This is a genomic window from Methylobacterium sp. D48H (assembly GCF_053345715.1).
The window spans coordinates 44129-69487 of record NZ_JBKFAP010000017.1 but is presented as its reverse complement, the minus strand read 5'-3'; the positions used below and the strand labels follow the sequence as shown (position 1 = coordinate 69487).

General features: G+C 73.2%; 21 protein-coding genes. 10 read left to right on the top strand and 11 right to left on the bottom strand.

Going from position 1 to position 25359, the window contains the following annotated elements; all coding sequences use genetic code 11:
• The first annotated feature begins 109 nt into the window (after positions 1–109).
• From ACLBX8_RS22650 to ACLBX8_RS22635, 4 genes are all read left to right on the top strand, one after another.
• Entirely contained in the window at positions 110–580 is a 471-nt protein-coding gene (locus tag ACLBX8_RS22650; RefSeq protein WP_020091172.1) for a tRNA (cytidine(34)-2'-O)-methyltransferase, read from the top strand.
• A gap of 192 nt (positions 581–772) precedes the next feature.
• Positions 773–2200: a protein adenylyltransferase SelO gene (locus tag ACLBX8_RS22645; protein WP_447699962.1), complete on the top strand. Its 1428-nt coding sequence runs from the start codon at positions 773–775 to the stop codon at positions 2198–2200.
• 364 nt (positions 2201–2564) lie between these two features.
• Positions 2565–2792, top strand: coding sequence for a hypothetical protein (locus tag ACLBX8_RS22640; RefSeq protein WP_020091174.1), 228 nt, complete (start codon positions 2565–2567; stop codon positions 2790–2792).
• Between the two features lie 18 nt (positions 2793–2810).
• Complete coding sequence (locus ACLBX8_RS22635; RefSeq protein ID WP_447715769.1) at positions 2811–3167, top strand: hypothetical protein; 357 nt, start codon at positions 2811–2813, stop codon at positions 3165–3167.
• Here ACLBX8_RS22635 and ACLBX8_RS22630 read toward each other — a convergent pair.
• The 4 genes from ACLBX8_RS22630 to ACLBX8_RS22615 form a co-directional block, all read right to left on the bottom strand.
• Positions 3103–4344, bottom strand: coding sequence for a GNAT family N-acetyltransferase (locus tag ACLBX8_RS22630; protein WP_447699960.1), 1242 nt, complete (start codon positions 4342–4344; stop codon positions 3103–3105). The genes ACLBX8_RS22635 and ACLBX8_RS22630 overlap by 65 nt on opposite strands.
• Before the next feature lie 10 nt (positions 4345–4354).
• Positions 4355–5770 (bottom strand): lipopolysaccharide biosynthesis protein, encoded by a 1416-nt coding sequence (locus tag ACLBX8_RS22625; RefSeq protein WP_091675739.1) that lies wholly within the window; start codon positions 5768–5770, stop codon positions 4355–4357.
• A 132-nt stretch (positions 5771–5902) separates the two neighbouring features.
• Positions 5903–7414, bottom strand: coding sequence for a 2,3-bisphosphoglycerate-independent phosphoglycerate mutase (gene gpmI, locus ACLBX8_RS22620; RefSeq protein ID WP_447715786.1), 1512 nt, complete (start codon positions 7412–7414; stop codon positions 5903–5905).
• Positions 7415–7670: 256 nt separating this feature from the next.
• Complete coding sequence (locus tag ACLBX8_RS22615) at positions 7671–8738, bottom strand: glycosyltransferase family 2 protein (protein WP_020091179.1); 1068 nt, start codon at positions 8736–8738, stop codon at positions 7671–7673.
• Positions 8739–9043: 305 nt separating this feature from the next.
• Between ACLBX8_RS22615 and ACLBX8_RS22610 the strand changes: the two genes are divergently transcribed.
• Genes ACLBX8_RS22610 through ACLBX8_RS22600 form a run of 3 tightly spaced genes read left to right on the top strand, consistent with a single transcriptional unit; the run spans position 9044 to position 12876 of the window.
• On the top strand, positions 9044–9937 hold the full coding sequence (locus ACLBX8_RS22610; RefSeq protein ID WP_447682742.1) for an ABC transporter permease: 894 nt from the start codon (positions 9044–9046) through the stop codon (positions 9935–9937).
• Positions 9937–11172 carry an ABC transporter ATP-binding protein gene (locus tag ACLBX8_RS22605; protein ID WP_447715768.1) on the top strand — a complete coding sequence of 412 codons (1236 nt, stop codon included), beginning with the start codon at positions 9937–9939 and terminating at the stop codon, positions 11170–11172. The genes ACLBX8_RS22610 and ACLBX8_RS22605 overlap by 1 nt, the downstream gene beginning before the upstream one ends.
• A 15-nt stretch (positions 11173–11187) precedes the next feature.
• Positions 11188–12876, top strand: coding sequence for a glycosyltransferase (locus ACLBX8_RS22600; protein WP_447715767.1), 1689 nt, complete (start codon positions 11188–11190; stop codon positions 12874–12876).
• Between the two features lie 265 nt (positions 12877–13141).
• Here the strand turns inward: ACLBX8_RS22600 and ACLBX8_RS22595 are convergent, their stop codons facing one another.
• Genes ACLBX8_RS22595 through ACLBX8_RS22565 form a run of 7 tightly spaced genes read right to left on the bottom strand, consistent with a single transcriptional unit; the run spans position 13142 to position 19754 of the window.
• Positions 13142–14110: a glycosyltransferase family A protein gene (locus ACLBX8_RS22595; RefSeq protein ID WP_132368486.1), complete on the bottom strand. Its 969-nt coding sequence runs from the start codon at positions 14108–14110 to the stop codon at positions 13142–13144.
• The gene (locus ACLBX8_RS22590) at positions 14107–14907 is read right to left on the bottom strand and encodes a polysaccharide deacetylase family protein (protein WP_447682609.1); all 801 of its coding nucleotides are present in this window, start codon (positions 14905–14907) and stop codon (positions 14107–14109) included. The genes ACLBX8_RS22595 and ACLBX8_RS22590 overlap by 4 nt, the downstream gene beginning before the upstream one ends.
• Entirely contained in the window at positions 14904–16040 is a 1137-nt protein-coding gene (locus ACLBX8_RS22585; RefSeq protein WP_447699956.1) for a DegT/DnrJ/EryC1/StrS family aminotransferase, read from the bottom strand. Before ACLBX8_RS22585 ends, ACLBX8_RS22590 begins: the two co-directional genes overlap by 4 nt.
• Positions 16037–17068 carry an NAD-dependent epimerase/dehydratase family protein gene (locus tag ACLBX8_RS22580; RefSeq protein WP_056524962.1) on the bottom strand — a complete coding sequence of 344 codons (1032 nt, stop codon included), beginning with the start codon at positions 17066–17068 and terminating at the stop codon, positions 16037–16039. Before ACLBX8_RS22580 ends, ACLBX8_RS22585 begins: the two co-directional genes overlap by 4 nt.
• On the bottom strand, positions 17052–18167 hold the full coding sequence (locus tag ACLBX8_RS22575) for a DegT/DnrJ/EryC1/StrS family aminotransferase (protein ID WP_020091187.1): 1116 nt from the start codon (positions 18165–18167) through the stop codon (positions 17052–17054). Before ACLBX8_RS22575 ends, ACLBX8_RS22580 begins: the two co-directional genes overlap by 17 nt.
• On the bottom strand, positions 18164–19192 hold the full coding sequence (locus ACLBX8_RS22570; RefSeq protein ID WP_020091188.1) for a Gfo/Idh/MocA family protein: 1029 nt from the start codon (positions 19190–19192) through the stop codon (positions 18164–18166). Before ACLBX8_RS22570 ends, ACLBX8_RS22575 begins: the two co-directional genes overlap by 4 nt.
• A gap of 13 nt (positions 19193–19205) precedes the next feature.
• Complete coding sequence (locus ACLBX8_RS22565; protein WP_026604627.1) at positions 19206–19754, bottom strand: acyltransferase; 549 nt, start codon at positions 19752–19754, stop codon at positions 19206–19208.
• Positions 19755–20108: 354 nt separating this feature from the next.
• Between ACLBX8_RS22565 and ACLBX8_RS22560 the strand changes: the two genes are divergently transcribed.
• The 3 genes from ACLBX8_RS22560 to ACLBX8_RS22550 all read left to right on the top strand — a co-directional run bounded on the left by ACLBX8_RS22560 (position 20109) and on the right by ACLBX8_RS22550 (position 25128).
• Positions 20109–21398: a polysaccharide biosynthesis/export family protein gene (locus ACLBX8_RS22560; protein ID WP_020091190.1), complete on the top strand. Its 1290-nt coding sequence runs from the start codon at positions 20109–20111 to the stop codon at positions 21396–21398.
• 98 nt (positions 21399–21496) lie between these two features.
• Positions 21497–23869 carry a GumC family protein gene (locus ACLBX8_RS22555; RefSeq protein WP_447682606.1) on the top strand — a complete coding sequence of 791 codons (2373 nt, stop codon included), beginning with the start codon at positions 21497–21499 and terminating at the stop codon, positions 23867–23869.
• Positions 23866–25128 (top strand): glycosyltransferase, encoded by a 1263-nt coding sequence (locus ACLBX8_RS22550; RefSeq protein ID WP_447715766.1) that lies wholly within the window; start codon positions 23866–23868, stop codon positions 25126–25128. Before ACLBX8_RS22555 ends, ACLBX8_RS22550 begins: the two co-directional genes overlap by 4 nt.
• Positions 25129–25359 lie beyond the last annotated feature (231 nt).

Genomic DNA, 25359 nt, shown 5'->3' with positions numbered 1-25359 from the left:
TCCGCGCGGTCTCGGCCCCGGCGGGGGCCGGCCCGGCGGTTTGCCGGCTGAGCGTCGGCGCCGGGGGCCTTTGACGGCGGGGCCTTCCGCCCCGCACAAGGCCGGCGCCATGCTCCGCCTCGCCCTCTACCAGCCCGATATCCCGCAGAACACCGGCACGATGCTGCGTATGGCCGCCTGCCTCGGGCTGGCGGTGGAGATCGTGGAGCCCGCGGGCTTCGACGTCTCGGACCGCCACCTGCGCCGCTCGGGCCTGGACTACCTCGACCACGTGGCGATCACCCGGCACCGCTCCTTCGCGGCCTTCGCGGCGTGGCGGGCCGAGGCCGGGATCCGGCTCGTCCTCGCCACCACGGCGGGCGCCGTGCCCTACACGGACTTCGCCTTCCGCCCGGACGATTGCCTGATGGTCGGGCGCGAATCCGCCGGCGTGCCCGAGGCGGTGCACGCGGCCGCCGACGCCCGGATCGTGGTGCCGATCCGGGCGGGCCTGCGCTCGCTCAATGTCGCGGTCGCGGCCGCGATGATCGCCGGCGAGGCCCTGCGGCAGGTGTCCGGGACGGCCCGACCAGATCTCTAGGATCGTGACGCCTCTCGGGTCGGCCGCCGTCTTCGCGAGCGGAGCGAAGCGATCCAGGCGGCGCCACGCTCGGCCGATGTCCCGCTGCACTGGGTTGCTTCGCCGCGCCCGCGAGGACGGGATCGGCAACGGATCGCGTCCCGCTCGCTTGGTAAACGGGACTCATCCTCACCCCGCGAGATGCGCCGCCGCATGGACGACACCGCCTTCACGCCCTCCCGGCGCCACGCCGATCTCGGCCCCGCCTTCTTCGATCCGGTGACGCCGGCCCAGTTCCCGCGGACGATCCTGCGCTACCGCAACCAGACTTGGGCGAAGCGGGTCGGACTGGGCGGCCTGTCCGAGGCGGCGTGGATCGCCCATTTCGGCCGGTTCGAGCCCCTGCCGGGCAGCTTCGAGACGCCGCTGGCCCTGCGCTACCACGGCCATCAGTTCCGCGCCTACAATCCGGACCTCGGCGACGGGCGCGGCTTCCTCTTCGCGCAGCTGCACGACCGCCTGGACGGGCGCCTCCTCGACCTCGGCACCAAGGGGAGCGGCACGACGCCCTGGTCGCGCGGCGCCGACGGGCGGCTCACCCTCAAGGGCGGCGTGCGCGAGGTGCTGGCCACCGCCCTCCTGGAGGCGCAGGGCGTCTACACCTCGAAGAGCTTCAGCCTGATCGAGACCGGCGAGGACCTCGTGCGCGGCGACGAGCCCTCGCCGGCACGCGCCTCGGTGCTGGTGCGCCTGTCCCACGGCCATATCCGCATCGGCAGCTTCCAGCGCTTCCTGGCGCTCGGCGAGCCGGACAACATCGCCCGGCTCCTCGACCACACGATCGCGACCCACCGGCCGGACCTCTGGCGCGACGGCGTGGAGGATCGCGCCGTCGCCTTCCTGGAGGACGTGGTCGCCCGGGTCGCCCGGATGGGCGCGCAGTGGGCGGCGGCCGGCTTCGTCCACGGGGTCCTCAACAGCGACAACATCAACGTCACCGGCGAGAGCTTCGATTACGGGCCCTGGCGCTTCCTGCCGCATTACGATCCGGACTTCACGGCCGCCTACTTCGATGAGACCGGGCTCTACAGCTTCGGCCGCCAGCCGGAGGCCCTGTTCTGGAACCTCGCCCGGCTCGCCGACTGCCTGCTGGTGCTGGCCCCCCAGGCGCGCCTGGAAGCGGCGCTCTCCGGATTCGGGCCGGCCCTGCAGGAGGCGTTCGCCGAGGCCCTGTTCCGCCGGCTCGGCCTCGCCCCGGCGCCGCGGCCGGAGACCGACCGGCTGGTCTCGGCGGTCTGGCGGTTCCTCGCGGAGACGCGGGCGCCCTTCGAGCGGTTCTTCTTCGACTGGTACGGCGGCCTCGCGAGCGCGACCCGCGCGCAGGCCGGGCCGTCCGCCGGCCACTACGCGCACGAGGCCTTCGCGCCGGTGCGGGCCGCGCTGGAGCCGCTCGCGCCCGCCCCGGGCGCGCGGCTCGACCATCCCTACTTCGCGGAGGCGCCCTGCACGCTCCTGATCGACGAGGTGGAGGCGTTGTGGGCGCCGATCGCCGCGGCGGATGACTGGTCCCTGTTCGAGGCCAAGCTCGCGGGAGTGGCCCGGATGGCCGAGGCCTGCGGGACGGCGCCCGCCTCGGCCTGAGCGGCCTCCTCCTCGGCGAGCCGACGGCGCTCCTCGGCGTAGCCCCCCGCGATGGCGAGATCGACTAGGCGCCGGGTCAGCCGGAAGGCCAGCCAGAACAGGGCGAGGCAGAGAAGCGTCGCGGCGGCGGCCTTGAGCGGGTCCACGGGGTTCCTCCGGTGATGTCTCCTCGGGCGGAGCGGCCCTCTTAGTGCCGAGGCGGGCCGCGGGGCAATTGGACTTCGTGCCGAGATCGAGCCCGCGGCGCGTCGTCCCGGGCTCGCCGCGCGGCGCCGGACCCGAGACCCGGCCGGAACATGCTATGGCGGCCGGCGGCCGGATCCCGATATCCGGCGCTGAAGATCCCTCGATCAGGCGGATACCCGTGCGCGAGACCTTCCACATCGAAGTCCTCGGACCGGAGCCGGACGAGATCCAGACGCGGATCTCCGTGCGGGTCGGCAGCCTGGAGAGCGCGCAGGAGCGGGCCCTGCGGCTGTTCGCCCGCGCCCGGGTGCCGCAGCGCTCGGGCGAGCCGGCCGAGGCGGTCCGGGTGATCGACGGCGCCGGCCGCGAGGTGTTCTATCGGACGCGCTTCGACGCGGGGGATTGAGGCGCGAGGACACCGCCGATGCGCACAGCCCTGATCCTGCCGGTCCTCGTCCTCGCGGCCGGCGCGCTGTTCCTGCGCAGCTACACCCTGCCGCCGGCCCCGGACCGCCGGGGCGGGACCACGCTCCTGCTGACCTGGCCGAACCGCCCGGCCTTCGGCAGCCCCCGGGCCGACTGCCTCGCCGGGCCGCCCGACGAGCCGGTCCTGCCCTGCCTCATCGCCTCCGTCACCCGGGCGCGGGACGACGGGTACACGCTGCTGCAGCTGCCGTTCTGCGCGACCTGCTACGACCTGTCCGGGCGGATCGCCGTCACGGGCCGCGACGCGGCGGCGACGCGGGCGCGGCTGGAGCAGATCGCCCGCTTCGGATGGTGACACGCGCCCGGGCAACGCGCTCCCGAGCCCGCTCCAGGGTCCGGGCCACCGGGAACAGCGGATCGCGGCCCGCCTCCACCAGCAGATGGGCGATCGGCCGGCGCGCGGTCCAGAAGGTGGTGCCGAGGGCGAAGTCCGGCGGCGCGCAGGAATCGATCCGGTCGATCGGCCAGTCGCCCCCGGCCACCGCCTCGGTCAGCCGGTGGACGAGCTGGACCCCCGGCGCGGTCTCGGGCCGCGTCTCGTCGTTGGCGATCTTCAGCACCCAGGCCTCCCGGCCGGTGACCGGCAGGATCAGGGAGGCCAGGAGCCGGTCGCCCCGGCGCAGGCGCGCGATCCGCACGCCGTCCTCGGCCCCGAGATCGGCACTGAGATCGGCACTGAGATCGGCCAGGGCGGCGCGCAGGAAGGCGATCTCCGCCGGCCGCTGCGCCAGGCTCGTGCCGGCCTGACCCTTCCAGCCGGCGGCCTCCAGGGCGACGTGGGCGTCGAGGGCGGGGCCGAGGGATTCGGGCGCGGCGAGGATCTCGAAGGTCACGGGCCCCCCCGCCTCGAGGCGCGCGCGGGCGCGGCGGAGCTTGCGGCGGCGCTGCCCGGAGAGGTGCCCGAGATAGGAGGCCCGCGCCTCCGGCCCGAGGCCGGTCAGGTCGAGCAGGCCGCGGTCGTGCGGCCAGTACGCGGCGCGGCGCCCGCCACACGCCGTCAGGAGTTCAGGCAGGGGGCCGTCGGTCGGAGCGTTCGGCAGGAGGAGACGCGGCGGCAGGCCGAGGGCGCCCGGCGCGGCGAGCAGCCCCGCCAGGGCGGCCTCCGGGGCGGCGCCGTCGAGGAGCGGCGCCCCGAACGGGGCGTAGCCGTTGGTCCAGCCCACGAGCAGCGGCAGCGGCACGCCCCAGCGGCGGCGCGACGGCCGGAACGGCCAGGCGGCGAGGAGACGGGCCCCGGGCGCCTCGGGGGGCCGGTCGGCGACGAGGAGGAGCCGGACGCCCGCCCCGAAGGCGTCGCGGGCCGCCAGGGCGTAGCCCGCCTCGTAGAACGGGTTGCGCACCAGGCTCGCCCGACCCAGGGCCCGCCAGGCCGGGACCCAGGGCGCCGCCCCGTCGAGGAGCCGGACCGCCGCCACGAGCCCCCCGGGAAGCGCGGCCGTGTCCGATGGGGTGTCCGACGCGGGGCCTGCCATCGCGGGACCGTCAGGCCGCGAGACGGTGACGGATCGCGCCGGCGAAGCCGAGCACGTCGTAGCGCCACGCCGTCACCCCGGCGGCGGCGGTGAGCAGGACGAGGCGCAGGGCCTGTCCCGGCGGCAACAGGCCGCCGGGGACCAGGGCGATGCCGGCATTCACCGCGCCGCAGGCCAGCGCGATCCCGGCGATGCCGGCCATGTCGGCGAGCGGCAGCGGCATCGTCGTGCCGGTCCGGCGGGCGCCGAGCACCAGCACGAGGCAGGCCGCGCTCTGGCCGCCCGCGAAGGCGAGGGCCGCCCCGGCGGCGCCGAAGCGCGGGATCAGCAGGAGCGACAGCGCGGCGACGGTGGCGAGAGTCGCGAAGGCGGCGGCCGCCTCCAGGCCGCTGGAGCGGGCGAAGTAGATCACCTGCCCGAAATAGTAGGCGCGGAACATCATCAGGATGCTCGCCAGGATCAGCACCGGGGCGAGCTCCCGCGCCTCGGCCCGGTAGTCGGGCCCGAGCAGCACCGCCACGACCAGATCGTCGAAGCACAGGAAGAACACGGCCCCGAAGGCCGCGATCAGCGTCATGGCCCGGGCGGCGTCGCGCAGCACCCCGGAGGCCGCCGCCATCCCGCCCACCCGCGCCTCGCGCTTGGCGATCGAGATCAGCGACAGGGCGATCGCCTCGCCGAACACGATGAAGCTCTGCTTCAGGAAGTCGGCCAGGGCCCCGTAGGCGCCGAGCCCCGCCGGCCCCACCGTCTTGGCGATGATCAGCCGGTCGAGGCTCTGGGCGAGCGCCGCCGTCCCGAAGGACAGCACCAGCGGCCAGCCGTAGGCGAACAGGCGCAGCGCCTCTGCGCGGCTGCCGCGGCCGGGCATCATCGGGGCGATCGTGGCCGCGGCCGGCAGGGAGGCCAGGGCGTTCGCGGCCGCCACCGCGAAGGCGAGGTGCAGGGGATCCTGCGAGAGGTGCAGCGCCAGGCTGCCGAGGGCCAGGATCAGGACGGCGCGGCTCATCACCGAGGCCGCCACCGCCCCGGCCCGCAGGCGGGTGCGGGCGATCTCGGTGGAGCCCTCGAACAGGGTGGTCCCGAAGGCCAGCGCCAGGATCGCGGCCGCCATCCGCGCCGGCATCAGGCCGAGGGCGGCGGCGAGCGCGCTGCCGAGCCCGGCGAGGAGCAGCGTGCCGCCCAGGATCCGCACCACGGTGCCGACCTGCGCGGGCTCGCGCGCCTCGTCGTAGAGGGCGAAGAACGCGAATTTCGGCCACTGGCAGGTCGCCCCGTAGAGCACCAGCGCCCAGGACAGGACGTACAGGTAGGTGCCGTAGCTCTCCACCGGCGCGAGCCGCGTGAACACCGCCACGGAGGCCATGTTCAGGGCGGCCGCGAAGCCCCGCGAGCCGACATAGATCAGGCTGTGCCGGGCGATCATGTCCTAGAACCGGTCAGACGCACCACGACCTCGCACCACGCTGGGACAGACCGGCCCGTGGCGGGAGGTAACGCAGGGACGGCGCGCATGACAGCCCGGGCTTCGCAGGCGGCGTGCCGCCGGCCCCGGCCCTCAGCCCTCGCCCCGCGGGCGGATCAGCGACGTGCCGGTCATCTCGGCCGGCTGGTCCAGTCCCATCAGGTCGAGGAGCGTCGGCGCCACGTCGGCCAGCCGCCCGTCGGCCAGGGTCACGCCGTCGACGCCGACGAGCGCGGCGGGCACCGGGTTGAGGGTGTGGGCGGTGTGCGGCTCGCCGGTCTCGGGATCGCGCATCATCTCGCAATTGCCGTGGTCGGCGGTCACCAGCAGCGCCCCGCCCTGGGCCGTCACCGCCTCGACGACGCGGCCGAGGCAGGTGTCGACGGTCTCCACCGCCTTCACGGCGGCCGCGAGGCTGCCGGTGTGGCCGACCATGTCGGGGTTGGCGAAGTTCAGGATGATGAGGTCGTAGCGCCCGGAGCCGATCGCCTCCACGGCGCGGTCGGTGAGTTCGGGCGCCGACATCTCCGGCTGCAGATCGTAGGTCGCGACCTTCGGCGAGGGCACGAGGATCGCGTCCTGCCCCGCGAAGGGCTCCTCGCGGCCGCCGTTCATGAAGTAGGTGACGTGCGGGTACTTCTCGGTCTCGGCCATGCGCAGCTGCGCGCGCCCGGCCCGGGCCACGGTCTCGCCGAGGCCGTTGGGCAGGTCGAGGGCCCCGAACAGGGTCTCGGCGAAGGCGTCGATCTCGACGCTGTACTGGACGATCCCCAGGGCGGCGGCGAAGCGGACCGTGCGCGCGCGCTCGAAGCCCGCGAAGGCCGGGTCGAGCAGCGCCTCCAGGATCTGCCGGGTCCGGTCGGCGCGGAAGTTGAAGCTCAGGATGCCGTCGCCGTCCCGCATGCCGGCGTAGTCGCCGATGATCGCGGGCCGCATGAACTCGTCGGACACGTCCTGCGCGTAGGACGCGGCGACCGCCTGCCCGGCCCGCTCGAACCGGGTCCCGCGCGCCTCCGTGAGGGCGTCGTAGGCCGTCTGGACCCGCTCCCAGCGCCGGTCGCGGTCCATGCCGAAGTAGCGGCCGCACAGCGTCGCGATGCGGGCGCCCTTCGGGAGGGCGGCCGCGACGTCGGCGATGCAGGTGGCGGCCGAGCGGGGCGGCATGTCGCGCCCGTCGGTGAAGCCGTGGAGCCGGACCGGGATGCCGGCCGTCGTCAGCGCGCGCGCCAGCGCGACGGCGTGGTCCTGGTGCGCGTGCACGCCGCCGGGCGACAGCAGGCCCACGAGGTGGCAGGTCCCTCCCGACGCGCGCAGCGCCTCGATGAACCGGACCAGGGCCGGGTTCCGGGCGAGGGAGCCGTCGGCGACCGCCGCGTCGATCCGCGGCAGGTCCTGCAGGACGACGCGGCCCGCGCCGATGTTGAGGTGGCCGACCTCGGAATTGCCCATCTGCCCCTTGGGCAGGCCGACATCGGCGCCGAAGGTCGTCAGCCGCGCCCGGGGGCGCTCCCGCATCAGACCGTCGAAGACCGGCGTCCTGGCCTGGTGGACGGCGTTGTCGGCCACCGCGTCCCGCAGACCCCAGCCGTCGAGGATCACGAGCATCACGGGACGCGGGGTACTGTCGGGCACGGTCACAACTCTCCTGGGCTGCCGCGCGCGGCGCGCGGCCGGTCTCCGGGCCCTGACGCGGCCGGATCGTTGCGCGTGTCGATAATCGCCTTGGTCGCGCGAGACCACCGCCCCGAAGGGCCAATGGGCGACGGATGCGAGAGAGCGTCGGGCTTCTGACATGCCCCGGCCGCGCTCCGCACATGGCGGGGCGCGGCCGTCGGGGCGCGGCCGACGGGGACTCAGGCGGTCAGTTGACGCGCGCCGCGTCGGATCCCGGCGGGAGGCCGAGCAGGCGGCGCTTCCTTCGCAGGGCGGCCCGGAGCAGCGTCCGCCGGTAGCCTGGATAGGACAGGAACCCCGCCGCCCAGGACAGGTGCATGGTCACGGCCGCCGGGCCGCTCATGACCAGGACGGGTTCCCGCGCCTTCAGCGCCAGGGCGAGGCCGCTCAGGACACAGCCCCCGGCATAGAGCAGCAGCGGGATCAGCAGGGCGGGCATCAGGGCCGCCAGCGGCAGGGCCGCGACGGCGTAGAGCAGGACCAGGGCCGGAAGGATCTGGCGGGCGCGCGGCAGGCTGGCGTGCTTCTCGAGGGTCCGCGCGCAGCCGCGCCCGTAGTGGAGGTACTGCCGGGCGAGGCTGCGGAGGCAGGCGCGCGGGAAGTACGTGATGGCGAGCTCGGCGGCGAGGTAGATCCGCCCGCCCGCCGCGCAGAGCCGCCGGTCGAGTTCGGCATCCTCGTTGTGGGTGAAGGTCTCGTCGTAGCCGCCGACCCGCAGGAACTCGCGCCGGTCGAAGGCCGCGTGGTGGCCGTGGGCGACGTAGCCCGAGATGCCGCCCTGCCGGTGGGCCGAGCCGCCGTTGCCGAGGCGGCTGTTCTGCGCCGCCGCGATCGCCCTCTGCAGCGGCGTGACCCCGACGGTCCGCAGCGGCACGACCACAGAGACGGCCTGGCGCAGGCGCATCGTGCCGACGAGGTTCTGCACGAATCCCTTCGGATAGACGGCGTGGCAATCGGCGCGGACGAGGTAGGCGGAGGCGGGATGCGCCAGTCGCGCGGCGAGGTTGATCGCCGCCGCCTGGATGCGGCGCTCGTTGTGGACGAGCCGGATGCGGGGGTCGCGGGCGCTCAGGGCGGCGACGATCGCGCAGGTGTCGTCGCGACTGCCGCCGTCCAGCACCAGCAGCTCGCAGGCGATGGCGTCCCGGTCGGGCAGCACCGACGCGATGGCGTCGGCGATGTGCGCGGCCTCGTTCAGGGCCGGCATGGCGATCGTCACGAGCGGAGCGCCGGCGGCGCTCACGGGGTCCTGCATGGCGGTTCTCCCGAAACCTGGTCCCGGTCGCCGGCCGATGAGGGCCGGTCGTCCCGGACGGGGACCGACGCCGCGTGCGGCGCGCCCCCGAGGTCTCATTTGTCGTGATTGGCTACGATTACGGTCGTTGATCACAACCACCACTTCAGTCGGCCGGACCGATACGACGAAAGGTGTAATTCGGACCGCCGCACCGCGATGATAGCCCGTTCCGGCGGGACGACCGGGCGGCACAACTTCCGATTCGCACCGGGTCCCCGAGCTCGACCACGGGCTCAGAGCGTCATGCGGGACCGCCTCGAATGATGAAATCTTTGGATGCGCTTGCCCTCGGCACGTCGGGACGCGGGCCGACCGAACAGCGGACCGACCCGTCGACGCTGCGGGTGACCGAGATCGCGCCCGACGACCGGATCGTCGCCTTCGACGCGGTCGGCCTCTGGCAGTATCGCGACCTGCTGCGCGTCCTGATCCTGCGGGACCTGAAGGTGCTCTACCGGCAGACCGCCATGGGCGCCTCCTGGGCGATCGCGCAGCCGCTCTTCACCGTCCTGATCTTCACGGTGATCTTCGGCCACTTCGCCAAGATCCCCACCGACGGCGCCCCCTACGCACTCTTCGCCGGCAGCGCGGTCGTCCTGTGGACGTACTTCTCCGAGGCGGTGCGGCGCAGCGCCAACGGCCTCGTGGCGGAGGCCGAGCTGATCCGGAAGATCTACTTCCCGCGGCTGGTCATCCCGCTGGCGACGGTAATCTCGCCGATGGTCGACTTCGCCATCGCGCTCGGCGTGCTGCTGGCCCTGATGGCCTGGTACGGGGCGGTGCCGGACTGGCACCTCGTGCTGGCCGTCCCGACCCTGATCGTGACGGCGATGCTCGCCCTCGGCGTGAGCCTCTGGCTCGGGCCGATCAACGTCCGCTTCCGGGACATCAAGCACACGCTGCCGTTCGTGATCCAGATCTGGATGTACGCCTCGCCGATCGTCTACGCGTCGAGCATCGTGCCCGCCTCGGTGCGCTGGATCTACGCGCTCAACCCGATGGTCGGCCTGATCGAGGCGTTCCGGTTCGCCATCCTGGGCGGCACGCCGCCCGACGCCTTCGCGGTCGCCGTCTCGGTCACGGCCGCCTTCGCCCTGCTCATCAGCGGACTGATCTTCTTCCAGCGCATGGAGCGCTCCTTCGCGGATGTAATCTGATGTCGATGGCAATCAGCGTTCAGGATATCGGCAAGCAGTACTGGCGCGCCCCCCGGGCCGCGCACCAGAACTCGCTGCGCGACGCGCTCAGCGAGGGCGTCCGCGGCCTGGTGACCCGCCGCGCGGCGGCGCGCCCGTCGCAGCAGAGCTTCTGGGCGCTGAAGGAGGTCAGCTTCGGCATCCGGCACGGCGAGAATGTCGGCATCATCGGCCTCAACGGCGCCGGCAAGAGCACGCTCCTCAAGCTCCTGTCGCGGATCGCCGCGCCGACCACCGGCCGGATCCGCCTCGAGGGCCGGGTCGGGGCCCTGCTCGAGGTCGGCACCGGCTTCCACCGGGAGCTGACCGGCCGCGAGAACATCTTCCTCTACGGCTCGATCCTCGGGATGGACCGTCGGGAGATCGCCGCGAAGTTCGACGCGATCGTCGCCTTCTCGGAGATCGGCGACTTCATCGACATGCCGGTGAAGCGCTACTCCAGCGGCATGTATGTCCGGCTGGCCTTCTCGGTCGCCGCGCATCTCGAGCCCGACATCCTGCTCCTCGACGAGGTGCTGGCGGTGGGCGACTACACCTTCCAGCGCAAGTGCATGGACTTCGCCCGGCGCCTCCAGGGCAAGGGTTCGACGATCCTGCTGGTCTCGCACAACATGTTCAGCATCAAGACCATGTGCGAGCGCGTGATCTACATCAAGGGCGGCCGCGTCGCCTATGACGGCCCGACCGACGAGGGCCTGACCCACTACGAGCGGGACAGCTACCTCGCCGACACCGCGTGGTTCCGCCCCGACACCGGCGACCTGCCGGTCCGGATCAGCGACGTGACGATCGCCGACGAATCCGGCGCGCCGCGGACGCTGTTCCGCCACGGCGAGCGGATGCGGATCCGGGCCCGCTACAGCGCCGCCGAGCCGATCGCCGACCCGCACGTCCTGTTCTCGATCACCCGGTCCGACGAGCTGCTCTGCTGCAATTTCAGCACCCAGGCGGACGGCGCCGGCCTGACCGCCCTCGCGGGCGAGGGCGAGGTGGAGCTGCTGACGCCGCCGCTGACCCTGACCGCCGACACCTACACGGTCTCGATGGTGGTCCGGCAGCGCGGCTTCGAGCGGCTCCTCGCGGCCAAGATCGGCGGCCGCTTCCACATCGAGCACCCCGTCTTCGCGCCGGACGTCTTCGGCGTCTTCCACGAGGCGGGGACCTGGACAACGAACGGCGCCGCGTCGCAGCGCTGAGGCCCGGAGGGCGTGATGGTCAAAGGCGCGTTTGAACCCGTCCGTGACGGCGACGGGGAACCCGCGGGCGGGACGGCGTCCCGCGCCGGGCGGATCCGGTCGAACTTCGCGGCCTTCGATGCCCGGGTGCGGCACGCGGAGCGTCTCGCGGCGGCCGGCGACCACGCCGGCGCGGCCGTCGAGACCGCCATCGCGGCGACCCTGGCGGCGCACCGGCACTGCGGCGTGTTCGCGAGCCCGCGCCTCGAACGGTTGATGACCGGGATCGGCCGGACCCTCGACGGCGGCGGCCCGGACGGCGCGCGGGCCGACGGGGCTCCGTACCGGCGGGTCCTCCACGTCTGCACGCAGCTCGCCCCGGTGGGCGGCCTCACCAAGATGCTCGCGCTCTGGATCGGCGCCGACCGCAACCGGGTCAACGGCGTCGCCCTGACCCAGCATCGCGGCCCGGTCGACGGGCGGATCACCGCCGCGGTGCGCGAGAGCGGCGGCGGGATCCACCACCTGAACCACCACAAGGGCGACAAGCTCGCCTGGGCGCGGGAGCTGCGCCAGATCGCGCGCGGCTACGACGTCGTCGTCCTGCACATCCACTGCGAGGACGTGGTCCCGCTGATCGCCTTCGCGGATCCGGCGAAGAGCCCGCCGGTCCTGCTCCTCAACCACGCCGACCACCTGTTCTGGATCGGGACGCGGATCAGCCACGCGGTGATCAACCTGCGCGAGGCTGCGCGCCGGCTCGCCGTCACGCGGCGCGGTGTCGATCCGGCCCGCAGCCTCCTGCTGCCGACCCTGATCACCCTGCCCGAGCGCCAGCGCGCCCGCAGCGCGGCCAAGCAGGCCCTGGGCGTCCCGGAGGACAGCGTCCTCCTGGTCTCGGTGGCCCGGGGGGCCAAGTACCGCAACGTCGGGCCGGTCACCTACGCGGATCGCCACGTCGACCTCCTCGCGGCGCATCCGCGGGCCCGGCTCATCGTGGTCGGCCCCGGCGAGCGGGCCGACTGGGAACGGGCCCGGGCCGCCACCGGCGGGCGCATCACGGCCCATCCCGAGCTGTCGGACCCGCGGGTCTTCTTCGAGGCGGCCGACATCTACGTCGATTCCTACCCGTTCGTGTCGTCGACCTCGATGCTGGAGGCCGCCGCCTACGGGCTGCCGCTGGTGACACGGTTCGAGGCGCCTGCGGCGGCGGAGATCGTGGCGATCAACCATCCGGGGCTCGACGTCACGGCCCGGGTCGCCCACGACCAAGCCGCCTACGAGGCCCACCTCACGGCGCTCATCACCGACGCCGCGGCGCGGGACGCCGCGGGCGCCGAGAGCGCCGCCGCGGTCGCGGGCCTCTACGCGCCGGCGGCCTGGCTGGCGGGACTCGACGCGATCTACGCGCAGGCGCTGGCCCTGCCCCGCCTGCCCCCGGAGGCCGGCGCACCCGGCCCGGCCGAGGCGCCCCATCTCGGCGAGCCCGACCTGCGCCACCAGGACATGTTCGGCTCGGACTTCCCCGTGTCGGAGATGACCAAGAACTACATCGGCATGCTGCCGCTGCGCCAGCGCGTCGCCTCCTGGCTGGCCCTGCGCCGCGCCGGCGACTTCTCCGGCCTCTGGGAGCCGGTGCGGCTTCTCCTCCCGGAATGGCTGGTCCGCAACGTGAAGGATCGGTTCGGCCCGCTGCGGCTCCGGGCGCAGATCCCCGGCGCCTGAGGCCGCCCCCGGGCCCGGGTGGCCGCGGATCGGTCACGCCGGACGGCGCGCGCGTCGCGGGAGGCCGGGTCGCCCGCCCGCGCCTCCACACAGCCCTCACCGGTCTGCGTAACGCAGGTCCGCGCGCCGCCGCGGTGGCGGCGGAGCCTGGCAGGACGGCGCGGAACCCTGGGCGGCCCACCGAACACCACAGGGACAGCGCGAGCGCGCTCCGCGGCGCGGGCCCCGGGAGGGTCCGCGCCGCGGAGCGACAGCCTTGTCGGGCTCAGCGCGTCTTCGGCTCGGCGGTCAGCGGCCGGGCGGCCGGCCCGGTGGCCAGGGCCAGCAGGGCCGCGCGCACGCGCGTCGGCCGGAAGGCCTGCCGGATCGCCCGGTGCGGCATCAGGCGGAATGCCGTGAGGAACGCCCCCGCGGCGGCGCGGCGATCGCCGCGGACCATGTGGGCCTCGGTGGCGTCCAGCAGGGCGTCGTAGTAGCCCTGCACGGTCCCGAAATAGAGCCGCAGGGCCGCGAGCCGCGAGACGCCGAGCGCCGGCGCGTGGCGTCGGAAGACCAGGCGGGTGAAGTGGATCCGGCGGGCGATCAGGCGGTCGAAGGTCCCCGCCGGCCGCTGCCGGAAATGCACGCAGGGCGCGGCGACGAAGCCGACGCCGTGGCCGCGGACGGCGCGCAGCTGCCAGTCCCAGTCCTGATCGCCGAGCAGGGCCTCGTCGAACAGGCCGATCGCGTCCACGACGGTCCGGCGCACCACCGTCGCCCCGATCTGCGGGAAGTAGCCGCTCAGCATGCGGCGCAGCAGCGCGCCCTTGTCGGACGGAAGTTCCGGCGGCCAGGGGCCGTAGGTCGGCACGAGGTCGTGGTCGGCGGTGACGATCTGCCCGAACACGACCCCGAGCTCCGGATCGGCCTCGAACAGGCGCAGATGCTCCCGGATATGCGCCGGCTGCCAGACGTCGTCGTCGTCGAGGAACGCCACGTAGGGCGCGCTCGCCCGGGTCAGGCCGGCATTGCGGGCCGCGCCGGCGCCGGGCCTGTCGACGGGGACGTGGATCGCGCCGAACGCGGCGGCGACCTCGGCGGCGGGGCCCGCCGCGCCGTTGTCGCCGACGATGATCTCGAAGGCGAGGTCGGGGCCCTCCAGCGCGCGGATGCTCGCCAGGGCCTCGCGCAGGAAGGCGGGCCGGTTGCAGGTGGGCACCACGACGGAGACGCGGCGCTGCGCGGGTCGGTTCATACCCACTCCTCCCAGGCGTCGTAGGCGCCCCGGAGCAGGGCACCGAAGACGAGATCGTTGTCGAACTGCGTGACGAAGCTGCGCGCCACCGTTCCGGCGGGACGGGTCTCCACCGCCTGCGCGTAGACGATCCGGTAGCCCGCCTCCCGGGCCGCGTGAGCGGCCGCCCGCGTCCAGTTCGCCGACTGCCCCAGGGGGATCGCGAAGGAGTCGGGCAGGACGCCGAGGCGGGCCCCGATGGCGCGCCGGGATTCCTCCAGCTCCTCGGCCGCCTCTTCCGCGCTGAGGCGCCCGAAATCCGGGTGGGTCACGGAGTGGCTGCCGATCTCGACCCCGTTGGCGGCCAGCGCCTCGATGGCGCCCCAGCCGAGGACACCCGGCGGCGCGCTCTCGGGCCGGTCGAGCCAGCCCGACACGACGAACAGGGTCCAGGGGATCCCGAGATCGCTGAGGACCGGCGCCGCCCCGCTGAGGACGCTGCGCCAGCCGTCGTCGAAGGTGATGGCGAGGTCCCGCGCGCCGCCGCGCCCGTCGGCGATCGTGGCCGCCGGCACGAAGCGGTAGCCGAGGCTGAGGGCGCGCTCAAGCTGGTGGCGGAAGCGCGCGGGAGAGACGTCGTTGACGCCGCATTCCGACTGGCCCACCGAGTGGTAGCAGAGGATGCGGCCGCCCGGCGCCGGGCGCCGGATCCGGGCGAGGGCGAGCGTCGTGCGCTCGCAGGCCATCCGGGCGGCGGCGACGCGCGGGCGCGTCAGGCCGACCGTCCGGGCGAGGCTCTTGACCGGTGCGGGGATCATCGCAGGGCGTCGCGCAGGCCGTCGACGACCTGATCCTGCTCCGCCTCCGTCATCGCCGCGTAGAGCGGCAGCAGGATCGCGTGGTCGCGCGCCCGCTCGGATTCGGGCAGCGCGAACCGCCGCGGCGCCTCCGCGTAGGGCGGCTCCAGATGCGCGCACATGATGCCCCGGCGGGTGGCGATGCCCCGGTCGAGCATCGCCTGCATGACCGCCTGCTGGTCCGCGTCGTCCGGGAGGCGGACGCAGTAGCTCTGCCAGTTGCTGCGCAGCCCCATCGGCTCGGGCGGCGGCGTCACCCCGGGGAGATCGGCGAGCCGCGCGCGGTAGCCGTCGGCGAGGGCGCGGCGCCGGGCGATCAGGTCGGGCAGCCGCTTCAGCTGCTCCCGGCCGATGGCCGCCTGCACGTCCGTCATCCGGTAGTTGAAGCCCGCGATGGCGTACGCCTCGACCACCACCTTGGCGCTGCCGTGGCGGGCAATGTCGGAGACGCTCATCCCGTGCTGGCGCAGCAGCCGGAAGGTCCGGTCCCACGCGGCGTTGGCGGTGGTGATCATGCCGCCGTCGCCGGTGGTCAGCACCTTGCGCGGGTGGAACGAGAAGCAGGCGATGTCGCCCGCCGGGCTGCCGATCGGCCGCCAGACGTCGCCCTGGAGCCGCTCGGAGCCGATGGCGCAGGCGGCGTCCTCGATCACCGGGATGCCGGAGCGGCGCCCGATCGCGGCGATCGCCTCCAGGTCGCAGGGCATGCCCATCTGGTGGACGCAGACGATCGCCTTCGTCTTCTCGGTGATCGCCGCCGCGGCGGCGTCCGGGGCCATGTTGTAGGTCGCCGGGTCGATGTCGACGAAGATCGGCGTCGCCCCGCACTGGGCGATGGCGTTGGCGGTGGCGATGAAGCTGTGGCTCACCGTCACCACCTCGTCGCCGGGGCCGACCCCGACGGCGAGCAGGGCGAGATGCAGCGCGGTGGTGCAGTTCGAGACCGCGCAGGCGTGGGGCGCGCCGACGATCGCGGCGAACTCCGTCTCGAAGGCCGCGACCTGCGGCCCCTGGGTCAGCCATCCGGAGCGGACGACGGCGGCGGCGGCCTCGGCCTCGGGGGCGCCGACTTCGGGCTTGGCGATCGGGATCATGCGAGCGCCCGCCGCAGGTGATCCGAGCGGGACTCGTCCTGCCACCAAGCGACGAGGTCGGCGAGGCCCTCGGCCGCCCCGATCTTCGCCTCGAAGCCGATCAGCTCCTTGGCGAGGCTCGTGTCGCAGAGGCGCCGGGGCACCGGGTTCACGGCCCGCTCGGCCTCGTGGACCAGCGGCGTGCCGTCCCGGCCCATGATCCGGGTGAGGTGGCCGGCGAGGTCGACCAGCGAGGTCTCGACGCCGGTGCCGACGTTGAGCACCACGTCGGTGGCGGGCGAGATCGCCGACAGGATGTTGGCCCGGGCGATGTCGCGGACATGGACGAGGTCCATGGTCTGCAGGCCGTCGCCGAACACGATCGGCGACTGCCCCTCGGCCAGGCGCTGCATCCAGCGGACCATGACCTCGGTGTAGCGGCCGGTCAGGTCCATCCGCGGGCCGTAGGCGTTGAAGTACCGGAGCGCCACGTAGTCGAGCCCGTGCATGTCGTTGAACGAGCGCAGGAGGCCCTCGCCGAAGGACTTGGCGGCGCCGTACAGGGTCCGGTTGTCGTAGGGGTGGTGCTTCTCGGTCGTCGGGAAGACCTCCGCCATCCCGTAGACCGAGGCCGAGGAGGCCATCACGACCTTGGCGACGCCGGCCTCGACGCAGCTCTCCAGCAGGTTGAAGGTCGCGGCGGCCATCACCTCGAAGGCGTGGCGGGGCTCCGCGGCGCACTGCGTGATCCGCAGGGCCGCCTGGTGGAACACCACGTCGGTGCCCTTGACCAGCGTGTCCATCAGGGCGCGGTCGCGGATGTCGCCCTGGACGAGGCGGACGCGGCCGGAGCCGAGGGCGTCCCCGAGATTCTCGGGGCGGCCGCGGATCATGTTGTCGATGGCCACGATCTCGTCGCAGCCGGCCTCGACCAGCAGGTCGATGATGTGGGAGCCGATGAAGCCCGATCCGCCCGTGACCAGGATCCGGGTCCCGCGCAGGTCGCCGCTGAACCGGCTTCCCTTGGTGACCTCACGCAGCTTGGGCATCGGCGACCTCGCAGTAGCTGGCGACGGCCCGGCAGACGGTGTCGATCTGCGCGGACGTCATCTCGGGGAACATCGGGAGGGACAGGGTCCGGGCGGCCAGCCGCTCGGTGACCGGCAGGCGGCCGGCACCGTCGTCGAGGTGGCTGTAGGCGGGCTGCCGGTGGACCGGGACGGGATAGTGGATGCCGGTGGCGATGCCGGCCGCGTTGAGGTACTGGCGCAGCCCCTCGCGGTCCGCCGTCGACACGGCGTAGACGTGGAACACGTGGTCGAGGCCGGCGGGGGCCGGAAGCTCCAGGCCGAGGCCCGCGAGCCGCGCCCCGTACTCCGCCGCCACCGCCTGGCGGGCGCGGGTCCAGCCCTCCAGGTGCGGGAGCTTGACCCCCAGCACCGCGCCCTGGACGCCGTCCATGCGCAGGTTGAAGCCGTGGCGGACGTGGTTGTACTTGCCCTGCTGGCCCCAGTCGCGCAGGCAGCGGGCCGCCTCGGCGAGGTCGTCCCGGTCCGTGACGATGGCGCCGCCCTCGCCGTAGGCCCCGAGATTCTTGCCGGGATAGAAGCTGAAGCAGCCGAGATCCCCGATCGTGCCGGCCTTGCGGCCGCCGCGCTCGGCGAGATGCGCCTGGGCGGCGTCCTCGACGAGGGCGATCCCGTGGCGCCGGGCGATGGCGCCGAGCGCGTCGAGATCGGCCATCCGGCCGTGCAGGTGCACCGGCAGGATCGCCTTGGTGCGGGGCGTGATCGCCGCCTCGACCAGGGCCGGGTCCATGGTCCAGTCGACCGGGTCGATGTCGACGAGGACCGGGGTGGCGCCGGCGTACAGCACCGCCGCGACCGTCGCCACGAAGGTCGACGAGACCGTGATCACCTCGTCGCCCGGACCGATGTCGAGGGCGAGGAGGGCGAGGTGCAGGGCCGCGGTGCCGCTGCTGACGGCGACCGCGTGGCGGGCGCCGCAGGCTTCGGCGAAGGCCGCCTCGAAGGCGCTGACCGCCGGGCCGAGGACGAAGTCGCCGCTGCGCAGGACGTTGAGGACCGCGGTCTCGACGTCGCCGCCGATCGCCGCGTACTGCGCCTTGAGGTCGAGGAAGGGGATCACGAGGCCCTCGCAAGTGGCATGAGGTCGATGGGGGTGCCGTTCTGGCGCAGGGAGCGCATGGCGGCTTCGAGCATCTCGACGACGCGCAGGCCGCTGTGGCCGTCGGTCATGGGCGCGGTGCCGTTCTCGATGGAGTCGGCGAAGTGCTCGATCTCGACGATCAGCGCCTCGCGGAAGGACAGGTGCGGCGACCACATGTCGCCGGTCCGGTAGGAGACCATCAGCTCGGTGATGTCGTCCGAGCCGCCGCCGACCGTGACGCCGCGGTCGTAGACCTTGACCTTCTCGATCGGGTCGAGGTCGTTGTAGACGATCATCTTCTTGCTGCCGCCGATCAGCGTCTGCCGCACCTTCACGGGCGCGAGCCAGTTGACGTTGATCTGCGCGACGACGCCACGCGGGTAGAAGACGGTCAGGTGGGCCATGTTCTCGGGGCGGCCGCTGAAATGGCCGGTGCCGCTCGCCGAGATCGCCACCGGGGCAAGGTCCAGGATGTGGTCGAGGATGGCGAGGTCGTGGACCGCTAGGTCCCAGATCACGTTCACGTCGCGCTGGAACAGGCCGAGGTTCACCCGGGTCGAGTCGTAGTAGAACACGTCGCCGATGGCGTCGGTCGTGATGAGTTCGTGGATCTTCTCGACCGCGCCCGTGTAGACGAAGGTGTGGTCGACCATCAGCCGCAGGTTGCGCTTGGCCGCCTCCTCGATCAGCAGCCGGGCCTCGAAGGCCGAGGGCGTGATCGGCTTCTCGATGAAGACGTGCTTGCCGGCCCGCAGCGCGTTGATGGCGATCTCGAAGTGCGAGCTCACCGGCGTCGCCACCATGACGGCGTCGATCGCGGGATCGGCCACGAGGTCGCGCCAGTCCTGATGGAGCTGGACGGCGGGGTAGCGCTTGCCGGCCCGGCCGAGCGCGGCGGGCGACTGGTCGGCGATGGCCACCAGCTGGCAGCGCTCGCTCTCCGAGGTACACCGGGCGAGGTTCGGCCCCCAGTAGCCGTATCCGACGATACCGATCGAGATCATGACTGCATTCCCCTCAAGCAACCTGCAGAGGCTCGGCCGGCTCGGGCCGCGGCGACTGGACGGAACGGGCGCGCGCGGCGCTCTCGGCGCGCTTGGTGCGGGTGTCGCCGACGACCCGCGCGGGGCATCCGGCGACGATGGCGAAGGCCGGGACGTCCCGGGTGACGACGGCACCGGCGCCGACCAGGGCGCCCTCGCCGATGGTGATCCCCGCCACGATGGTGGCGTTGGAGCCGATGGAGGCGCGGGCCTCGACCACGGTCTCGACGAGCTCCCACTCGCCGTCCCGCTTCAGGCTCCCGTCCGCGTTGGTGGCTTCCGGGTAGAGCTCGTTGGTGAAGACCACGCCGTGGCCGACGAACACCTCGGCCCCGATCGAGACGCCCGCGCAGATGAAGCTGTGCGAGGAGATCTTGCAGCGCGGGCCGATCCGGCTGCCGCGCTGGATCTCCACGAAGGGGCCGATGCGCGAACCGCTTTCGATTCGACATCCATAAATATTGACTAGATCCGGGTAGAAGATCCCCACATCCGCCCCAATATCCGCATCGGTAATCGGCATACCCGCCGCTCCTTCCGCCGAACTTCTGTGCGTCAAAACTGCACAGAGCTGCGGACGGCCGGGAACCCAGGCTTTCGATGCGGTTCGTCCGTCGAAAGGCGAACGGCGCCCATCCGGTGTGACCCCTCCCCGGCCCGGCGCACCGTTCGGGCCAGGGGGCCTACGTCGAAAGGCGAAGCCCCCGCCCCGGCAAGGATGCCCGCGCCCGCCATTTGGAGGAGTCCCGGCTGGCTCGGCCGTTACGCATCATGCCGTCTCAGCCCTCATGAGCCCGTGAGGCCGGCGCGGTCCTGCCGCTCGACCGCCGCGCCCGGGTTCCGAGGGCGAGCCTTAAGGGGACGATGCGTGTCGAAGATGTCGACGAAGACCGCGGCAACCCGCGCCACCGCCCGCGCCGGCCGCGCCGGTCTCGCGGCGTGCCTGCTCGCCCTGTCGGCGCTGCCGGCGGCCGCGGAGTACCGCATCGGGCCCGGCGACACGATCGAGGTCACGGCCCTCAGCATCCCGACCTTCAAGCAGGAGGCGACGGTCTCCACCGACGGCACCGTCATGGTCCCGCTGCTCGGGGACGTCCCGGCCGCCGGGCTCACCGTCGCGGAGCTGCGCCAGAGCCTGCAGAAGTCGCTGCCCGCCAAGGCGGTGCGGCAGCGCAACTCCGAGGGCAAGGAATCGATCGCCGTGCTCGAGCCCGACGAGATCGGGGTGCGGATCTCGAAGTACCAGCCGGTCTACCTGAGCGGCGACGTGACCAAGCAGGGCGAGCACCCGTTCCATCCGGGCATGACCGTGCGGCAGGCCATCGCCCTGGCGGGCGGCTACAACCTCCTGCGGTTCAGGATGGAGAACCCCGTCGTCGAGACGGCGAACCTGCGCGCCGAGTACGACAGCACCTGGGCGAGCATCCAGCGGGAATCCGCCACGATCTGGCGCCTGAAGGCGGTCGTCGCCGCGTCGCGGGGCGACAAGTCCCCGCCGCCGGCGGACGTCGCCCCGGGCAGCCGCGCGACCCCGGCGCAGAAGCTCGCCGAGCAGCAGCTCCGGGTGCAGATGACCGACATCGCCAAGGAGAAGGACCATCTGCAGCGCTCCCTCAACCGGACGCAGACGCAGTTCACCAGCCTCAGCGATCAGCAGGTCAAGGAGAAGGAGGGCGTCACCGCCGACGCCGAGGATTACGACACCGTGCGGGCGCTCTTCCAGCGCGGCGCCGTGGTCACGACCCGGCTGACCGACGCGCGGCGCGCCGTCCTGCTCTCCTCGACCCGCGCGCTGCAGACGACGGTCCAGCTCACCCAGCTCGAGCGCGACAAGAGCGACGTCGCCCGCAAGCTCGAGCGGGTCGACGACGTGCAGGCCATGGACGCCCTGGAGAAGCTCCAGGTCGCGGAGAACAACCTGGCGACGTACCGGTCGCGCCTGAACAGCATCAACGACAAGCTGGTCTATACCGGCGCCCTCCGGGCGCAGCTCCTGTCCGGAAGCCGCGCGCAGGCGGCGATCGCGGTCTTCCGGCAGAGCGGACCGGCCAAGACGCAGATCGACGCCGCCGAGGACACGGAGCTCCTGCCGGGCGACGTCGTGGAGATCGCGCTCAAGCCGGATCCCGCCATGCGGGGCGTCGGCGACGGGGCCGGCCAGAACTGACCCACCCGCCCCGGCTCGACGCGCCCATCGGGCCGAGCCGGCGTCCCCTTTGACGGATAGCGCCCCGAGGCGGTGACCGCCGCGGTGAGGAGAGATCCATGAACCGACACTCGACCAGCGCGTCCTTCCTACCGATCGGTGCGACCCGCCCCGGTGGGACCGGAGCCTGGCGCGGCCAGCCCTTCTCGCCCGAGACGGAGTCCCAGGTCTCGATCCTGACCATCGCGCGGCAGAACTGGCGGTCGATCCTGGCCTTCGCCGCCGTCGGGCTGGTCTGCGCCGGGATCTACGTCGCGACGGCGCCGGCCATCTTCACGGCCCGGGCCCGCGTCTACATCGAGAGCCGCTCCAGCCCGGTGACGGCCCGCGACACGCCCAATGCCGGGACGCCGCTCGAGATCGCCGAGGTCGAGAGCCAGGTCGAGTACATCCGCTCGGAGAAGATCGCGCTCGCCGCCGTGCACCGGCTCGACGAGTCGGCCCTGAAGGATCTAGCGGCGCCGACGCATCCGCTCGTCGCGAAGGTCCGGGAGTTCGTGAAGGCCGCCAAGGCGCTCCCCCTCCGGCTGATCGGGGCCGAGCGGCCGGTCCAGGAACCCGCCCCCGTCAGCCCGGACCTGCGCCAAGCACGGACGCTGCGCGAGAACGTCGAGGCCAGCCGCATCGGCGCCGCCTACGTGATCGAGGTCGGCTACAGCGCGGACAATCCTGCCACGGCGGCCGCCGTCGCGAACGCGGTGGCCGGGGCCTATGTCAGCACCGAGCTGGAGAACCGGGCCCAGGTCTGGAAGGTCGCCGGCGAGTGGATGCTGCCGCGCCTGAAGGAACTCCAGCAGCGCGCCAGCCAGGCCTCGCGCGAGGCCCAGACCTACAAGGCCGAGCACACCATCATCGACCTGGGCAAGCGCGGCCTCGTGGGCGAGCAGCAGGTCGAGGAGCTCAACACCGCGGTGGCCGCAGCCCGGTCCAAGACCGTCGACGCCCGCGCGGTGCGCGATCAGATCCGCGGGCTCCTCGATTCCGACATCGCCGATCCGGGGATCACCGAGGCGTTCAAGGACAGCGTCATCATCCAGCTGCGCCGGCAGTACGTCGACCTCGTGCAGCGCGCCGACGACCTGAAGCGCCGACTCGGCCCCGACCACGAGGCGGTCCAGGCGATCCAGCGGGACATCCTGGCGGCCAAGCAGTCGCTGCGCACCGAACTCGAGCGCCTCGCCGTGTCCCTCGACCACGATTACGAGGTCGCCAAGGCGCGCGAGGACAGCATGACGGCGGCCTTCGACGCGCTGATCTCGAAGACGCTGATCATGAGCAACGCCCGCGTCAAGGCGCGGGAGCTCGACCGCACCGCCGAGACCTACGACCAGATCTACACCAACCTGCTCCAGCGCTACATCGACGCCGTCAACCAGCAATCCTATCCGCAGCCCTCCGCCCACGTGATCACGCCCGCGACCGTGCCGGAATCCCCGAGCGCGCCCCGCGGCAGCCTGATCATGCTGCTCGGCCTCCTGGTCGGCACCGGGTTCGGCGTGAGCGGCGCCTTCGCGCGGCACTGGTTCGACCGGACGATCCGCACGCCCCGGCAGCTGACCGGCCACGGCCTGACCTGCCTCGCCGCCCTCCCCGAGCTGCGGCGCGAGCCCGGCTTCCGGGCGGCGCTGGCCCTGGCGCAGGCCCACGCCAACGAGGCGCAGCGTCCGGCCAGCATCGAGGCGTTCCGGGCGAGCGCCGTGCGGTTCATGCCGCAATCGGTGTTCGTCGAGCGCCTGCACAGCCTCAAGGCCCACGTCCTGGGCAGCGACCGCCGCGGCCCCGTCTTCGCGATCGGCGTCACGTCCGTGGGGGCCGGCGCGGGCAAGACCCTGTTCGCGAGCAATCTCGGCCAGCTCCTCGCCCGCGCCCGCGCGAGCTCCGGGCGGGTGCTGATGATCGACGCCGACGTCCGGCAGGGGACGCTCTCGCGGCTCAGCCAGGCCACCGAGCAGCGCGGCCTCCTCGACGTGCTCGCCGGCCGCTGCGGCGCCACCGAGGCGGTCCGCCCCCAGCCCGGCGAGGTCCGCCTGCTCGCCTGCGGCAACCGCCACCCGAACGATCCCCATTTCAGCGATCTGATGACCCCGGAGGGCGTCGCCGCGGTGCTGGGGGACGGACGCCCCGCCCTCGACCGCCCCGCCCTCGACCGCGTCGTCGTCGACCTGCCCCCGGTGGACGAGCTCCCCACGCTCCGGCCGCTCCTCGACACGCTCGACGGCCTGATCATCGTGGTGGAGGCGGGCCGGACCAGCATCGACGACGTCGCCGCCGCCGTGCACGATCTCGAGTCGAGCGGCAGCACCGTCCTGGGCGTCGTGCTCAACAAGACCAACGACGGCCAGACGGTCCGGCGCGGCGGATTCCGCGGCGCGCTGAGCCGCTGGACCGCGGCCCGGCGCAGCGCCCGCGGCGCGACCCAGGCAGCCTCGTGACCGGCCCGCGCGCCGAAGGCCTCGACCGGGTGGCGGCCTTCGCGCCGGCCCGGGCCGCCCCGACCCCGGCCTTCGCGGTTTCCGCGACGGCCTCCGTCACGGCCTCCGAGACCCCGCGCGGCCGCCGCGTCGCCTTCTTCGGGCACGACCGGGCCGAGCCCACGGTCCGGAAGCGGGTCGACGCCATCCGGGACGCCGGGTGGTCGGTCATCGTGTACGCCTTCGAGCGGGACCGCCCCGGCGCGGTGCCGGCCGAGGCCCCGGTGGCCGACGACATCGTCCCCCTCGGCCTGACCGTCGACCGCAACTACGCCCGCCGCCTGCCGCGCCTCGCCGTCGGCATCGCCCGGGCGCTGCGCCGCCGGCGCGACCTGCGCGCGGCGGACGTGATCTACGTGCGCAACCTCGACATGGCCCTCGTGGCCTGGACCGCGGCGCGCCTCGCCGGGAGCCGCGCGCGCCTCGTCTACGAGGTGCTCGACATCCAGCGGCTGATGGTGCGGCCGGACGCGCCGGGACGGATCGCCCGCGCGGTCGAGCGCTGGATCCTCGGCCGCAGCGACCTCCTCGTCGTCAGTGCCCCGGATTTCATCGACCGGTACTTCCGGCCGGTCCAGGGCTTCGCCGGCAAGTGGCACCTCCTCGAGAACAAGGTCATGGGCCACCGCCTCGGCGAGGTGACGACCCGGCTCGACCGCACCCGGACGGCGGAACCGCCCTGGGTGATCGGCTGGTTCGGGACGCTGCGCTGCCGCCGGAGCCTGACGATCCTCGCCGCCATCGCGGACGCCCTCGGCGACTCGGTGCGGATCGTCCTGGCCGGGCGCCTCTCCGAGGAGGACATCGCCCCGCGCACCCTGGCGGACACGCTGGACGGCCGGCCGAACATGTCGTTCCGCGGCCCCTACGCCAATCCTCGCGACCTTCCGGAGATCTACAGCGGGATCCACTTCAGTTGGGCCGTCGATTACCTCGATGATGGACTGAATTCGGACTGGCTACTGCCGAACCGGCTCTACGAGGGCGGCCTGTGCGGCGCCCTGACGCTGGCGCGCGCCGCGACGGCGACCGGACGCTACGCGGTGTCGGAGCGCCTGGGCTGGGCGTTTCCCGAGCCGCTCGCCGATTCGGTGACGGCGTTCCTGCGGACGCTCACGCCGGAGGCCTACGCGGAGCGACATGCCGGCCTGCTCGGCCGCGACCTCGGCACGTTCGTCGATGTCGGCGGCATGCGCGATCTCCTGGTCCGGCTGGACTAGAGCCGTGCCCGATCGCGTTGCGATCGGGCACGGCTCTAGTCCTTTGTCTCGACGCGCTCTCTCACGCCGAACCGGTATCCACCTCGGCGAAGAGCGTTCTCGATCGCCGCCGCGGCGATTCCGGATCCCGGCAGGGATCCGCCAGTGATTCGCCCGTCGCGTCGGACGGCGCGCGGGGCGGCCTCTCCTCCCGCGGAGCGTGCCGTTTGGTACAGCGCCGCACCGATGAAA

What these genes read in the sequence shown, in the direction of transcription:
- ACLBX8_RS22600 (WP_447715767.1), top strand. Translation starts at nt 11,188, where the DNA reads ATGGTCAAAGGCGCGTTTGAACCCGTCCGTGACGGCGACGGGGAACCC.
- ACLBX8_RS22595 (WP_132368486.1), bottom strand. Translation starts at nt 14,110, where the DNA reads ATGAACCGACCCGCGCAGCGCCGCGTCTCCGTCGTGGTGCCCACCTGC.
- ACLBX8_RS22645 (WP_447699962.1), top strand. Translation starts at nt 773, where the DNA reads ATGGACGACACCGCCTTCACGCCCTCCCGGCGCCACGCCGATCTCGGC.
- ACLBX8_RS22625 (WP_091675739.1), bottom strand. Translation starts at nt 5,770, where the DNA reads ATGATCGCCCGGCACAGCCTGATCTATGTCGGCTCGCGGGGCTTCGCG.
- ACLBX8_RS22565 (WP_026604627.1), bottom strand. Translation starts at nt 19,754, where the DNA reads ATGCCGATTACCGATGCGGATATTGGGGCGGATGTGGGGATCTTCTAC.
- ACLBX8_RS22590 (WP_447682609.1), bottom strand. Translation starts at nt 14,907, where the DNA reads ATGATCCCCGCACCGGTCAAGAGCCTCGCCCGGACGGTCGGCCTGACG.
- ACLBX8_RS22585 (WP_447699956.1), bottom strand. Translation starts at nt 16,040, where the DNA reads ATGATCCCGATCGCCAAGCCCGAAGTCGGCGCCCCCGAGGCCGAGGCC.
- ACLBX8_RS22630 (WP_447699960.1), bottom strand. Translation starts at nt 4,344, where the DNA reads ATGGCAGGCCCCGCGTCGGACACCCCATCGGACACGGCCGCGCTTCCC.
- ACLBX8_RS22635 (WP_447715769.1), top strand. Translation starts at nt 2,811, where the DNA reads ATGCGCACAGCCCTGATCCTGCCGGTCCTCGTCCTCGCGGCCGGCGCG.
- gpmI (WP_447715786.1), bottom strand. Translation starts at nt 7,414, where the DNA reads ATGCTCGTGATCCTCGACGGCTGGGGTCTGCGGGACGCGGTGGCCGAC.
- ACLBX8_RS22560 (WP_020091190.1), top strand. Translation starts at nt 20,109, where the DNA reads ATGTCGACGAAGACCGCGGCAACCCGCGCCACCGCCCGCGCCGGCCGC.
- ACLBX8_RS22605 (WP_447715768.1), top strand. Translation starts at nt 9,937, where the DNA reads ATGTCGATGGCAATCAGCGTTCAGGATATCGGCAAGCAGTACTGGCGC.
- ACLBX8_RS22615 (WP_020091179.1), bottom strand. Translation starts at nt 8,738, where the DNA reads ATGCAGGACCCCGTGAGCGCCGCCGGCGCTCCGCTCGTGACGATCGCC.
- ACLBX8_RS22555 (WP_447682606.1), top strand. Translation starts at nt 21,497, where the DNA reads ATGAACCGACACTCGACCAGCGCGTCCTTCCTACCGATCGGTGCGACC.
- ACLBX8_RS22650 (WP_020091172.1), top strand. Translation starts at nt 110, where the DNA reads ATGCTCCGCCTCGCCCTCTACCAGCCCGATATCCCGCAGAACACCGGC.
- ACLBX8_RS22580 (WP_056524962.1), bottom strand. Translation starts at nt 17,068, where the DNA reads ATGCCCAAGCTGCGTGAGGTCACCAAGGGAAGCCGGTTCAGCGGCGAC.
- ACLBX8_RS22570 (WP_020091188.1), bottom strand. Translation starts at nt 19,192, where the DNA reads ATGATCTCGATCGGTATCGTCGGATACGGCTACTGGGGGCCGAACCTC.
- ACLBX8_RS22610 (WP_447682742.1), top strand. Translation starts at nt 9,044, where the DNA reads ATGAAATCTTTGGATGCGCTTGCCCTCGGCACGTCGGGACGCGGGCCG.